The organism is Pseudomonas sp. LBUM1647 (genome assembly GCF_059716175.1).
This window is the reverse complement of record NZ_CP166809.1, coordinates 4756492-4769753: the sequence shown is the minus strand read 5'-3', so window position 1 is coordinate 4769753 and position 13262 is coordinate 4756492. Positions and strand designations below refer to the sequence as shown.

The 13262-nt window shown below is 59.4% G+C and carries 14 protein-coding genes; 8 read left to right on the top strand and 6 right to left on the bottom strand.

From position 1 onward, the window contains the following. The first annotated feature begins 40 nt into the window (after positions 1–40). Together ACA059_RS21960 and sthA are read left to right on the top strand one after the other, a co-directional pair. Positions 41–1090, top strand: coding sequence for an FAD:protein FMN transferase (locus ACA059_RS21960; protein ID WP_497630982.1), 1050 nt, complete (start codon positions 41–43; stop codon positions 1088–1090). A 207-nt stretch (positions 1091–1297) separates the two neighbouring features. Beyond that, entirely contained in the window at positions 1298–2692 is a 1395-nt protein-coding gene (gene sthA, locus ACA059_RS21955; protein ID WP_497630981.1) for a Si-specific NAD(P)(+) transhydrogenase, read from the top strand. Between the two features lie 42 nt (positions 2693–2734). Here sthA and ACA059_RS21950 read toward each other — a convergent pair whose 3' ends face one another. Both ACA059_RS21950 and ACA059_RS21945 read right to left on the bottom strand, forming a co-directional pair. After that, positions 2735–3457 (bottom strand): glycerophosphodiester phosphodiesterase, encoded by a 723-nt coding sequence (locus ACA059_RS21950; protein WP_497630980.1) that lies wholly within the window; start codon positions 3455–3457, stop codon positions 2735–2737. A 14-nt stretch (positions 3458–3471) separates the two neighbouring features. Beyond that, on the bottom strand, positions 3472–4053 hold the full coding sequence (locus tag ACA059_RS21945) for a PilZ domain-containing protein (protein WP_497630979.1): 582 nt from the start codon (positions 4051–4053) through the stop codon (positions 3472–3474). 94 nt (positions 4054–4147) lie between these two features. Here ACA059_RS21945 and ACA059_RS21940 point away from each other — a divergent pair, with 94 nt between their 5' ends. From ACA059_RS21940 to ACA059_RS21930, 3 genes are all read left to right on the top strand, one after another. Then, positions 4148–5398, top strand: coding sequence for a lipoprotein-releasing ABC transporter permease subunit (locus ACA059_RS21940; RefSeq protein WP_008151382.1), 1251 nt, complete (start codon positions 4148–4150; stop codon positions 5396–5398). Between the two features lie 7 nt (positions 5399–5405). Next, on the top strand, positions 5406–6089 hold the full coding sequence (gene lolD / locus ACA059_RS21935) for a lipoprotein-releasing ABC transporter ATP-binding protein LolD (protein WP_170206211.1): 684 nt from the start codon (positions 5406–5408) through the stop codon (positions 6087–6089). Between the two features lie 64 nt (positions 6090–6153). Then, positions 6154–7398, top strand: a complete 1245-nt coding sequence (locus ACA059_RS21930; protein ID WP_497630978.1) for a lipoprotein-releasing ABC transporter permease subunit — start codon at positions 6154–6156, stop codon at positions 7396–7398. Positions 7399–7504: 106 nt separating this feature from the next. On the opposite strand, the gene ACA059_RS21925 is transcribed toward ACA059_RS21930, so the two are convergent. After that, positions 7505–8854 carry a heavy metal sensor histidine kinase gene (locus ACA059_RS21925; protein WP_497630976.1) on the bottom strand — a complete coding sequence of 450 codons (1350 nt, stop codon included), beginning with the start codon at positions 8852–8854 and terminating at the stop codon, positions 7505–7507. Next, complete coding sequence (locus ACA059_RS21920) at positions 8854–9534, bottom strand: heavy metal response regulator transcription factor (RefSeq protein ID WP_497630975.1); 681 nt, start codon at positions 9532–9534, stop codon at positions 8854–8856. The genes ACA059_RS21925 and ACA059_RS21920 overlap by 1 nt, the downstream gene beginning before the upstream one ends. 155 nt (positions 9535–9689) lie before the next feature. On the opposite strand from ACA059_RS21920, the gene copI reads away from it, so the two are divergent. Beyond that, the gene (gene copI / locus ACA059_RS21915; RefSeq protein WP_497630974.1) at positions 9690–10211 is read left to right on the top strand and encodes a copper-resistant cuproprotein CopI; all 522 of its coding nucleotides are present in this window, start codon (positions 9690–9692) and stop codon (positions 10209–10211) included. Positions 10212–10272: 61 nt separating this feature from the next. Continuing rightward, positions 10273–11103, top strand: coding sequence for an NADPH-dependent 7-cyano-7-deazaguanine reductase QueF (gene queF / locus ACA059_RS21910; protein ID WP_497630973.1), 831 nt, complete (start codon positions 10273–10275; stop codon positions 11101–11103). A gap of 172 nt (positions 11104–11275) precedes the next feature. Here queF and ACA059_RS21905 read toward each other — a convergent pair whose 3' ends face one another. Then, positions 11276–11539, bottom strand: coding sequence for a DUF4404 family protein (locus tag ACA059_RS21905; protein WP_008151367.1), 264 nt, complete (start codon positions 11537–11539; stop codon positions 11276–11278). A 110-nt stretch (positions 11540–11649) separates the two neighbouring features. After that, complete coding sequence (gene pcrP, locus ACA059_RS21900) at positions 11650–12270, bottom strand: HAD superfamily inactivated hydrolase PcrP (protein WP_497630972.1); 621 nt, start codon at positions 12268–12270, stop codon at positions 11650–11652. A gap of 200 nt (positions 12271–12470) precedes the next feature. Here pcrP and ACA059_RS21895 point away from each other — a divergent pair, with 200 nt between their 5' ends. Then, positions 12471–13160 carry an MlaA family lipoprotein gene (locus ACA059_RS21895; protein ID WP_497630971.1) on the top strand — a complete coding sequence of 230 codons (690 nt, stop codon included), beginning with the start codon at positions 12471–12473 and terminating at the stop codon, positions 13158–13160. Positions 13161–13262 lie beyond the last annotated feature (102 nt).

Here is a 13262-nt window from a genome sequence, read left to right as displayed (position 1 = left end):
GCACTGGCAGACCTCGCTCCCATGCGCTCTGAGGCCCATAATGGCGGGCGCGGTTTTGAGGGGAGATGAAGATTTGTTAACTGGACGGTGGAGTGGACTTGTGGTGCTGGCCGGCGTTTTGTCCGGTTGTGGCAACGGCGACAGCCTGGAACGCTTCGACGGCCCGACCATGGGCAGTCGTTATTCCATTCAATACGTAAGACATTCCTCCACGCCCGGGCCGAAAGCGGTGCAGGCCGAAGTAGAAAATATCCTCGCCGAGGTGGATCGACAATTCTCGACCTATCGCAGCGACTCGGACATCGAACGCTTCAACGCACTGCCGGCCGGCCGCTGTCAGGTCATGCCTGGCCCGGTGCTCGAATTGATCCGTGTGGGCGAGCAACTGTCTTCGCAAAGCGAAGGTTCCTACGACCTGACCGTGGAACCGCTGCTCAATCTCTGGGGCTTTGGCCCGCAGGGCCGTGAGGAAAAAGTCCCGACTGCCGAAGCGCTCGCCGAAGTAAGGCAGCGCGTCGGTCACGCGCACCTGCGTATTGACGGCGATCAGCTGTGCAAGGACGCCGCAGTCGAGGTCGACTTCAACAGCATCGCCGCCGGTTATGCGGTCGACACGATTGCCGCAAAACTCGAAGCAATGGGCATCCGCAACTACCTCGCCGAAGCCACCGGTGAACTCAAGGCCGCCGGCAAGAAACTCGACGGCTCACCGTGGCGCGTGGCCCTGGAAGAACCCCGTGATGACCAGCAAGTGGCCGAGCGCATCATTGCCGTCGACGGCTACGGCGTTTCCACTTCCGGCGACTACCGCAACTATTTCGAGCAGGACGGTCGGCGTTATTCCCACACCTTCGATGCCCGCACCGGGGCGCCGGTCTTACACACCCTGGCGTCAGTCACGGTGATACATCCTTCAGCGTTGATGGCCGATGGCTTATCGACGCTGTTGCTGATTCTGGGTCCCGAAAGGGGTTGGGACTATGCCGAAGCGCATGACATCGGTGCATTCTTTGTAATTCGTGCCGATACAGGATTCGTCACACGAACCACGCAGGCTTTTGAACGCCTGAGTGGCGGAAAAACCGAGTGATCACGGCGATTCAAGCAGCAAAGACTGGCGTTGTAGTGCAGGCAAAACTAGCCTACGACGCGACCAAGGGTTAATGTGCGCGGCGTTGACGCTTATATAGACTGTGTCCGGGTTCTGCACTGGCCCCAAATTGTTCCTTCACGCCGCAGATCGGCGTGATTTAGCCGCAGGTGCCGAGGGCGCCGCGGCCTGTTCTGAGGAGTATGCATGGCTGTCTACAACTACGACGTGGTGGTGCTGGGTTCCGGCCCGGCGGGAGAAGGCGCGGCAATGAACGCCGCCAAAGCAGGGCGCAAGGTGGCGATGGTCGATAGCCGTCGCCAGGTCGGCGGCAACTGCACCCACCTGGGCACCATCCCGTCCAAGGCACTGCGTCACTCGGTCCGGCAGATCATGCAGTTCAACACCAACCCGATGTTTCGGGCCATTGGTGAGCCACGCTGGTTCTCGTTCCCGGACGTGTTGAAAAGCGCCGAAAAAGTCATCTCCAAACAAGTGGCATCGCGCACCGGCTACTACGCCCGTAACCGCGTCGACGTGTTCTTCGGCACCGGCAGCTTCGCCGACGAGCAAACCATCGAAGTGGTCTGCGCCAACGGCGTGGTCGAAAAACTGGTGGCCAAGCACATCATCATCGCCACCGGCTCGCGCCCGTATCGTCCGGCGGACATCGATTTCCATCACCCGCGTATCTACGATAGCGACACCATCCTCAGCCTCGGCCACACCCCGCGCAAACTCATCGTTTACGGCGCTGGCGTGATCGGTTGTGAGTACGCCTCGATCTTCAGCGGTCTGGGTGTATTGGTTGAACTGGTGGACAACCGCGGTCAGTTGCTGAGCTTCCTCGACTCGGAAATTTCCCAGGCCCTGAGCTATCACTTCAGCAACAACAACATCACGGTTCGCCACAACGAAGACTACGACCGCGTCGAAGGCGTGGACAACGGCGTGATCCTGCACCTCAAGTCCGGCAAGAAGATCAAGGCCGACGCCTTGCTCTGGTGCAACGGCCGTACCGGCAACACCGATCAGTTGGGTCTGGAAAACATCGGCGTGAAGGTCAACAGCCGTGGCCAGATCGAAGTCGACGAGGCCTACCGTACATGCAAGCCGAACATCTACGGCGCCGGTGACGTGATTGGTTGGCCGAGCCTGGCCAGTGCTGCTCACGACCAGGGTCGTTCGGCCGCTGGCAGCATCGTTGACAACCAGAGCTGGCGCTTCGTCAACGACGTGCCAACCGGCATCTACACCATTCCGGAGATCAGCTCGATCGGCAAGAACGAGCAGGAGCTGACTCAGGCCAAGGTGCCGTACGAAGTGGGCAAGGCGTTCTTCAAGAGCATGGCGCGTGCACAGATCGCCGGCGAGCCTCAGGGCATGCTGAAGATTCTGTTCCACCGCGAAACCCTGGAAGTGCTGGGCGTTCACTGCTTCGGTTATCAGGCGTCGGAGATCGTTCACATCGGTCAGGCGATCATGAACCAGCCGGGCGAACTGAACACGCTGAAGTACTTTGTCAACACGACGTTCAACTACCCGACCATGGCCGAAGCCTATCGGGTAGCGGCGTACGATGGCCTCAACCGGCTTTTTTGAGTGGCTCCGGCCGGTGGCCTGAGCCGGCCGGGGAGACCGATTTCAGCAATTCTCGAGCGTGGCGCTGGCCAAACCGGGAAAGTCTGTAATCAGGCTGTCAACGCCGAAGTCGGCGAGTCTGCGCATTAGCGCGGGCTCGTTGACTGTCCATACCGACACATGCAGCCCCTGACGCTGCGCCTTCTGCAGGCGTTCCGGCGTACACAGGGTCCAGTTCAGCGCCAGAATCTCACAGCCATAGCTTTGCGCGACCTTCAACGGATCGAGCCAGGCGTACTCGGCCACCAGTCCGCGAGACACATCCGGCACGAAGTCCAGCGCGGCTTTCAATACTTCCCGCGAACTCGAGGTGATCGTGACCTTGTCGAGCAGGTCGAAACGCTGAGCCATTTCGCGAATCGCCAGCACGGTAGTCGCGGCGCGGGTGCGTGATGCGCTTTTGACTTCCAGTTGCCAGTGCTCGAAATCGCATTTCTCGAACAGTTCTTCCAGTGTTGGAATCGGGCACGGTTTGATCCAGCCCGGGCCGCCAGTGCGCGCGTCGTAGGTCACCAACTCGGCCGCCGTGTGCTCGACGACTTTGCCGCGACGGTCGGTGGTGCGCTTGAGCGTCGGGTCGTGGATGACCATCAACTCGCCGTCCATGGACAGGTGCAGGTCCAGTTCGCAGCGGCGCACGCCGTGCTTGAGGCATTGCTGAAAACTGGTCAGCGTATTTTCCGGTGCTTCGCCCTTGGCGCCGCGATGGCCGTAGATGAGAGTCACGGTTCTTCCTTAAATTAAATGCCTGATTCGTTTTGTTCGCGGGCCAGACGTCGTTCCTGGGCCTGCTTCTGCAAAATGTAGCGGGCCAGCAATTGGCGCTGGGCATCGGTCGGGTATTCGAACTCGGTGCCGACGTCGTAGCCGTCGCCTTTGCGATCGCAATGGGTAACCCGGGCTCGCAGCAACAGGCCGAGGGCTTGCGGCATCAGCACCAGTTTGACCGACAGGTGTGCGCCCTCGGCAATGGGCGTCGGATGCTGAAAGTCGATCCCGCCTTCGGAAATGATCACCGGCTGCGGCTCGCCGATCTGCCCGAGCACGGTGATTGCGATCACCTGGCTGAGCAAATCGATGCGTTTATTCTGGGATTTCAGGAACGCGGCGAGGTTCCGGTCGCGCTCACTGATCTGGCGCAACAGGTGCTGTGACTCGAATTCGCTCAGGTGCAGCTCGCTGAGCAAGTTGAACAGTGGGGAAGCATCCTGCAACACATCCTGGCCTGCGGCTTCGGGAGCGGACAGGGGCCGAATTTCCAGTGCGATCGTGTCCTCGATACGGTAGTATTCGCGGCGATCTTCTTCATCTAATGTCGACATGGCGAACCCATGGTAGCGGCGGTGGTCTGAGTGTAAAGCTGGTTATCGACCCCCGCCACAAGGACGTTCCTTTTCCCTCCGAACAAGCCCCGACATGTTCAGACCTCTCTTCGTATTTATTGGCACGCGTTATACCCGTGCAAAGCGCCGCAATCATTTTGTGTCATTCATTTCCCTGACCTCGATGATCGGACTCGCCCTTGGCGTGGTCGTGATGATCGTGGTGTTGTCGGTCATGAACGGCTTCGATCATGAGATGCGCACCCGCGTGCTGGGCATGGTGCCCCACGCGACCATCGAGTCCGGTGAACCGATCAGCGACTGGCAAAGCCTGGCCGCCAAGGTCAAGCAGAACCCGCAGGTGACGGCCGTTGCGCCGTTTACCCAGATGCAGGGTTTGCTGACCAACAACGGCAAGGTCTCCAAAGTCCTGCTCAATGCCATCGACCCTGCGCTGGAACGGCAGGTCTCGATCATTGATAACTTCATGCAGCAGGGCAAACTCGATGACCTGGCGCCGGGCAGTTTCGGCATCGTCATCGGTGACAAGGCCGCGGCCAAGTTGGGGGCGGCGATCGGCGACAAGCTGACGTTTGTGGCACCGGAAGTCACCGTGACCCCGGCCGGGATGTTCCCGCGCATGAAACGCTTTACCGTGGTCGGCATCTTCCATGTCGGCGCCGGTGAACTGGACGGCTACCTGGGCATCACCAATCTGCAGGATCTGGCCAAATTGCATCGCTGGAAACCGGATCAGGTCCAAGGCATTCGCCTGAAATTCGACGATCTGTTCCAGGCGCCACGCGTCGCGTGGACCATCGCCCAGCAGCTCGGCGAAGACCATTTCTATGCCCGCGACTGGACGCGCACCCACGGCAATCTGTATCAGGCGATCCGCATGGAAAAAGCCATGATCGGTTTGCTGTTGCTGCTGATCGTCGCTGTTGCCGCGTTCAATATCATTTCCACGCTGGTGATGGTGGTGAACGACAAGAAGGGCGACATCGCGATTCTGCGCACCCTTGGCGCCACGCCGGGTTCGATCATGGCGATCTTCATGGTGCAGGGCACAGTCATTGGTGTGGTCGGGACGCTGATCGGCGCCGTGGTCGGGATCTTCGCCGCGCTGAATGTCAGCGCCGCGATCTCGGCCCTCGAAGGTCTGATCGGGCACAAGTTCCTGAACGCCGACGTGTACTTCATCGATTACCTGCCGTCGCAAGTGCAGAGCCAGGATGTGTTGATGGTCTGCGCCGCCGCGTTGGTCCTGAGTTTCCTCGCCACCCTGTATCCAGCCTGGCGTGCCGCGCGCACCCAGCCTGCGGAGGCGCTACGTTATGAGTGAGTTGGGCATGAGTGATAAAGCAATCTTGAGCTGCCGCAACCTGGGCAAATCCTACGAGGAAGGCCCGGAGTCGGTAGAGGTTCTGGCCGGTCTGCAACTCGAGCTGCATCCGGGCGAACGCGTGGCGATTGTCGGTACGTCGGGCTCGGGCAAAAGTACCTTGCTCAACCTGCTGGGCGGCCTCGATACACCGACCAAGGGCAGTGTCTGGCTGGCCGGTGAAGAGCTGTCGGCGCTGAACGAAAAGGCTCGCGGTTTGCTGCGCAATCGGTCGCTGGGTTTCGTTTACCAGTTCCACCACTTGCTGCCTGAGTTCACCGCGCTGGAAAACGTCTGCATGCCGTTGCTGATCGGTAAAACTGCGATTCCGGAAGCACGTCAGCGTGCGACGGCGTTGCTGGAGCGGGTAGGGCTGGGCCATCGTCTGGAACACAAACCGTCGGAACTGTCCGGTGGTGAACGTCAGCGTGTGGCCATCGCCCGCGCCCTGGTGAACAAACCAGGCCTGGTGATGCTCGACGAGCCGACCGGCAACCTCGATTCCCACACCGCCCAGGGCATTCAGGATTTGATGCTGGAACTCAGCACCTCGATGCGCACGGCGTTCCTGGTGGTGACTCACGACATGAACCTGGCTCGCCAGATGGATCGCGTCCTGCATTTGCAGGAAGGTTACCTGACGCCCATCTGATTGGCCGAAACCCGGCGTACTGAACAGTACGTCGGGTCTTTTATTTTTATACGGTGCCCAGCGAATGTTCAGACCGTTATCGATCTTTATCGGCGCGCGCTATACCCGCGCCAAGCGCCGCAATCGCTTCGTTTCCTTCATCTCGATGACCTCGATGATCGGTCTCGCCCTGGGCGTGCTGGCGATGATCGTGGTGCTGTCGGTCATGAACGGTTTCCAGCGTGAAATGAGCTCGCGCATCCTCGGCATGGTGCCTCACGCGACTATCGTCGGCGTCAATCCGATCGACGATTGGCAGCCCGTCGCTGCTGCGGCCATGAAGAATCCTGAAGTGACGGCTGCCGTGCCGTTCACCGAGATGGAAGGCATGCTGTCCTACAAGGGGACGATGCAGCCGATCCAGGTCAGCGGCGTTGATCCGGCGCTGGAAGGCAAGGTGTCTATCGTCGCCCAGCACATTGTTCAGGGGCGTCTCGATGCCTTGAAGCCGGGTGAGTTCGGCGTGGTGATCGGCGAGATCACGGCACGTCGCTTCCGCTTGAACGTCGGCGACAAGATCACCCTGATCGTGCCGGAAGTCAGCACTGCACCGGGCGGCATCACCCCGCGCATGCAGCGGTTGAACGTGGTCGGCGTGTTCAAGGTTGGCGCCGAGCTGGACGGTTCGATGGCGCTGATCCACGTGGCCGATGCCGCGCAGATGCAGCACTGGGCGCCGAATCAGGTACAGAGCGTGCGCCTGGCGGTAAAGGATTTGTACGCTGCGCCGAAGGTTTCCAGCGATATTGCTGGCGGGCTGGGCACCGCTTACAAGGCTGATGACTGGACTCACACACAGGGCAGTCTGTTCAGTGCGATGAAGATGGAAAAAACCATGATTGGCCTGCTGTTGCTGATGATCGTCGCCGTGGCGGCGTTCAACATCATCGCAACCCTGATCATGGTGGTGAACGACAAGGGTGCGGACATCGCGATCCTGCGCACCATCGGCGCTACGCCGCGGCAGATCATGGCGATCTTCATGGTGCAGGGCACCGTGATCGGAGTTGTCGGTACTTTGATTGGTGGTGTGCTTGGCGTGATTGCGGCGCTGAACGTCAGTGAACTGGTGGGCTGGATGGAGCGGGTCAGCGGGCAGCACATCTTCAGTTCAGACGTGTACTTCGTCAGTAACCTACCGTCCGAACTGCAGGGTGCGGATGTGGTGTTGATCTGCTCCGCCGGGTTCATTCTGAGCTTCCTCGCCACCGTTTACCCGGCATGGCGTGCGGCGAAGATCGAGCCGGCTACCGCGTTGCGGTATTCGTAAGCCGTTACACCGCTATCACGAGCAAGCTCGTTCCCACATTTGACCGAGTCAACTCAGATCCAATGTGGGAGCGAGCTTGCTCGCGATGAGGCCAGACCTGCTGGCCTCAATCTCCCTTGGGCAGCTCAATCACAAACCGCGTCCACCCGTTATCCGATTCGCAACGAATCTGCCCGCCATGGGCGCGGATGATTGACTGAGTGATCGCCAACCCCAATCCCGCATGTTCACTACTGCCTTCCTGCCGCGCCGGATCAGCCCGGTAGAAGCGATCAAATAAACGCGGCAGCAACGCCCCGTCAATTCCGTCGCCGCTGTTCTCGACCATCAGGCTCAACCCCTTGGGCTGATCAACAATCCGCACCCGAACCTCGCCTTCGACCGGCGTAAACCGCAACGCATTGTCCAGCAAATTGGAGAGCGCCCGCCGCAACATGCTGCGATCACCTTCCATGCGCGCACTGCCTTCACGACTCAACCTGACCTGAGCGTCCTCCGCCAACGGCGCAAAAAACTCCAGCAATAAATCCGCTTCTTCTGCCAGCTCCAGCGGTTCGCGCTTGGGCATCAATAACCCGTGGTCAGCCTTGGCCAGGTACAACATGTCGTTGACCAGTTGCGCCATCCATTGCAGTTCTTCGAGATTGCTGTGCAGTGCTTCTCGGTAATCCTCAATGGGGCGTGGGCGGGTGAGGGTGACCTGGGTGTGGGTCAACAGGTTCGACAACGGCGTGCGCAATTCATGGGCGATATCGGCGGAGAAGGCCGAGAGCCGCTGAAAAGAGTCGTCGAGGCGTCCGAGCATGGCATTGAAGTTGTGGGCCATTTCCGCGAGTTCTGGCGGCATGTTTTCTTCGGGCAGACGTGCATTGAGCGATTGCGCTGAAACGCCGCTGGCAACCGCACTTATGCGCCGTAACGGCCGCAACCCACTGCGCGCGGCCCAGGCTCCGAGCAGGGCGGTGGCCAATGCCGACAAACCGACTGTCAGCCAGATCAGGTGCTGCATGCGTTGCAGAAAGTGCTGGTGATGAGTGATGTCCAGCAGCAAGGTCAACTGCGGTGAGTCAGGTTTGTCGAGGTACAACGGAGCGTTGAGGACGCGGTAGTCGGTACCTTCGCTGCTCACCGTGGACAAACCCGCCTGGGTAGGTAATTGCTGGGGCAGGCGCGTTGAACTGTCATACCAGCGCTTGCCGTCGCTGCCTGTGATTCGTAGCGACAGATCAGCCTGTCGGCTCAATTCATCGGCCAGTTTGACTTCGCTTTCACTCGACTGAATGTCATGAAGTGCCCGGCGCAGACCAATCAACTTGCCGTCCAGTAACTGTTGATCGAGTTCAACGAAATGCGCTTCACTGGCCCGGCTGAACAACACCCCGGCAAACAGCGACACCACGGCGGTGCACGCCGCAAACAGCAGCGCCAGGCGGCTGCTTAACGAAAGTCGACGCATCAGGCGGGGCGCTCTTCAAGGACGTAACCCATGCCACGCACGGTGTGAATTAACTTGTTGGGGAATTCATCGTCGATCTTCAGGCGCAAACGACGGATCGCCACTTCGATGACGTTGGTGTCACTGTCGAAGTTCATGTCCCAGACCTGGGAAGCGATCAACGACTTGGGCAGGACTTCGCCTTGCCTGCGCAGGAGCATTTCCAGCAGGGCGAATTCCTTGGCCGTCAGGTCGATGCGCTGACCGCTGCGTTCGACCCGGCGGCGGATCAGGTCCAGGCACAAGTCCGCCAGTTGCAGGCTGGTTTCCTGAGGTGTGGCGTTACCACGGCGCAACAGGCTCCGGACCCGGGCCAGGAGTTCGGAGAAGGCGAAAGGCTTTACCAGGTAGTCGTCGGCACCCAGTTCGAGGCCGTGGACCCTGTCCTCCACCGCGTCGCGTGCTGTCAGAAACAGTACCGGCGTGTCGAGGCCGGCACCGCGCACCGCTTGCAGAATCTGCCAGCCATCGCGACCGGGCAGCATCACATCGAGAATCAACAACGCGTAATCGCCGGTCAGCGCCAGTTGCTGGCCGGTGCTGCCATCCGCCACCAGTTCAGTATTGAAACCGGCCTCGGTCAGGCCTTGGCGCAAGTAGTGGCCAGTTTTCGGTTGGTCTTCGACGATCAGCAGTTTCATGGGCGACTCGAGGCAAATGGAACGAACGCTTTATACCGTGGGCAGCGTTAATACAGGTCAACCTGACAAAGTTGTAATCTGGCTGTCAGGTTGCGGGCAGTCGCAGCAGTTTAGAGTTTTCCACAGGCTGAACCTTATCTTGTTGGAGTACGACTATGTTTTTGCGCAAATCACTGGTGCGCGTCGCGTGTTTGCTGGCGCTGAGCTCGCCGGCGTGGGCTGCCCCGGCGCATACCTACGACTTCGGCCAGCCGGCCCCGGCGGCCAAGGCGACTCGCAGCGTTGAAGTCGTCATGGGCGACATGTCGTTCACACCGAAGGCGATTGATATCAAAGCCGGTGAGACGGTTCGTTTTGTGTTGGTGAATAAAGGGCAGTTGTTGCACGAATTCAACCTCGGTGACGCGGCAATGCACGCCATACATCAGCAGGAAATGATGAAGATGCAGCAGAGCGGCATGCTCACGCCTACAGGCATGAAGGAAATGGACCACGGCGCCATGGCCGGTATGGGGCATGGAATGAAACACGACGACCCCAACAGTGTGCTCGTCGAACCAGGCAAAACCGCCGAGCTGACCTGGACCTTCACCAAGGCCACCAACCTGGAATTTGCCTGCAACATCCCCGGTCATTACCAGGCCGGCATGGTCGGCAAGTTGACTGTCAGTCAGTAAGCACTCAAAGGCGGGAGCAAAGGCTGGTAGAATCCGCTGATTCTTCAGTCAGGTTTCCGCCATGCATCCCGCAGCCGAACACTCGCCGCTGGGCAAATCCAGCGAATACATCGCCACCTACACGCCGTCTTTGCTGTTCCCGATCCCGCGCACCGCGAAATGGGCCGAGCTGGGCCTGACGGCTGAAACCCTGCCATACAAGGGCGTGGATTTCTGGAACTGCTTCGAGCTGTCGTGGCTGTTGCCGTCCGGCAAGCCAGTGGTGGCGATTGGCGAGTTCACTATCCCGGCGGATTCGCCGAATATCATCGAATCGAAGTCGTTCAAGCTGTACCTCAACTCCCTGAACCAGACACCGTTTGCCGACACCGCGAGCCTTGAAGCGACATTGGCGAAAGACCTGTCGGCCGCTGCCGGTAAACCGGTCGGTGTGCGGATTCGCAGCCTGAAGGACGTCGAAGCTGAAGGCGTTGTGGCGTTGCCGGGCGTGTGCATTGATGATCTGGATATCAGCGTCAGCAACTATGAGCATCCGCGTCCGGAACTGCTGCGTTGCGATCAATCGCGCATCGTGGAGGAGAGCGTGCACAGTCATTTGCTCAAATCCAACTGCCCGGTCACCAGTCAGCCTGACTGGGGTAGCGTGGCGGTGGAATACCGTGGCGCGGCGCTGGATCACGCGAGTTTGCTGGAATACATCGTGAGCTTCCGTCAGCACTCGGACTTTCATGAGCAGTGCGTGGAGCGGATTTTTCTCGACCTGCAACGGTTGTTGAAACCGGAGAAATTGACGGTGTATGCGCGGTATGTGCGGCGCGGTGGCTTGGACATCAACCCGTATCGCAGCACTGAAACCGTTCAACTGCCAAACCACCGGCTGGTCCGCCAATAAAGAACCAATGTGGGAGCGAGCTTGCTCGCGATGACTGAGTGTCAGTCAACATCAATGTTGAATGTGTTGGCCTCATCGCGAGCAAGCTCGCTCCCACAGGGGATTGCATTGCAAATCCCGGATATGAAAAAGCCCCGCTATCACCAGCGGGGCTTTTTTGTATCTGGCGGGATCAGATCCCCATATTGGCCAGGGCTTGCACGATGTTGCGCAAGGTGCCAGCAAGGGTTGGGTGTTCGATTTCGAAGCGTTCGACGGCCAGGTTCACATTGTCGGCGAGGCTGGAGTCCTGGGTTTTGGTTTCGAGCTCCAGTTCCAGTTCGATCTGTTGCATCAGCGCGTGCAGGTCTTCGCGCTCGGCTTCGGTCAGCGGTGGATTCTGTTCCAGTTGCTCGCGCAGAGTATTGAGCTGTTGTTGCAGTTCGCGGGCAGGCATGGCGTTCTTCCTTTTATCGATAGGCACTGGCATAGACCGCAGCAGCACGCCAAAGGTCTATGGCTTGACCTTTAGATTAATCCACTCGCGCGCAACCTGCATGATCTCGATCAGGGCTTTTCGCCCTTGAGCCGGCGCAGGCTGATGTCGGCCAGGCAGGTGTCGAGTTCACCGAGGTGATCGATCACCGAATGCACACCCAGACCGAACAGTTGCACCGTTGCCTTGCCGCGTTTGAATTCCCGTTCCTGCTGAGTCAGCGCCTGCCATTCGTTGGGCGCCAGGCCGCAGAGTGAGCCGCAGGACGCCAGCCCAATCGTCCACAATCCGGCATTGAGCCCCGCTTGCAGCAATCGCGGTTCGCCGCTGACCAGCACGCAACCCTCCAGTCGTTCAACATTCAACGTCATCAAGGCTTCCCAGCATGCGTGCGGTGCCGGCCACGGATTGTTTGTTTCGAGGTGTTGCGAGGATTTGATCCATGAAGGCAATGCAGCGGCCAGGGAATGGCTGAGGGCAGGGGGGAGTTCATCGAGCCAGGCGCAGGGAATCTGCTGATGTTGCAAGCTGCGCAAGCTATCCAATGCACCAGGCGTGGCCTCGGTGTGCGCGGCAGAGTGGCTGCCCTGCGTGCGCGTGCGGGCGCCGAAATCCACCAGGCAACCACTGAGGCCGAACAGTACGGCGGTCAGGCTGGGTGCAATGTGGGGCAAGGTTTCGGCGTGCGGCATGTCAGCGTCCCTGAAATAGCCTCAAGGCTAGGGGGCGACGGTGACAGTTGAGTGACACTGATGTGAATCGCTCACAATCATCACGAATGATCCACGGGCTGCCTTGCGCGGTGCTGCCTAAAGCGGCTTTTCCGTCTTATACTAGCCCGCTTAACGCTTGGGCCAAGCGCCCGCGCCAGTACAATCCAAGGAGTTTTTCTATGCGCTGGAGCAATCATCTAGCTCAGCTTTGTGTGTTTGCTAGCGTATTGCTGGTTCCGTTCGTTGCCCAGGCAGCCTCGGAAGACGACCCTTGGGAAAGCATCAACCGCCCGATCTACAAGTTCAACGATGTGCTCGACACCTATGCGCTGAAGCCTTTGGCCCAGGGCTATCAGTTCGTGACGCCGCAGTTCCTTGAAGACGGCATCCACAACATGTTCCGCAACGTCGGTGATGTCACCAACCTTGCCAACGATATCTTGCAGGCCAAACCGGCCGCCGCTGGCGTCGACACCGCGCGCTTGATCTTCAACACCACGTTCGGCCTGCTGGGCTTTATCGACGTCGGCACCAAAATGGGCCTGCAACGCAATGACGAAGACTTCGGCCAAACCCTCGGCTATTGGGGCGTAGGCAGCGGCCCGTACGTGATGCTGCCGCTTCTGGGCCCAAGCACCTTGCGTGACGCGCCGTCCAAGTATGTCGACGGCTACACCGGCCCGTACCCGTACATCCACGACGTGCCTGTGCGTAACTCGATCTTCGGCCTGAACATCGTCGACACCCGCGCCAGTCTGCTGTCGAGCGAGAAGCTGATCAGCGGCGACAAGTACATCTTCATCCGTAATGCGTACTTGCAGAACCGCGAATTCAAAGTCAAAGACGGCCAGGTCGAAGACGATTTTTGATCTCGACCGGTAAAACGAAGAAGGCGGCCAGTGGGCCGCCTTCTTTCGTTCGGCTTTCCGGGCTGGTTTGACTGATGGGTTTGGACCTTCCATTACGTTACG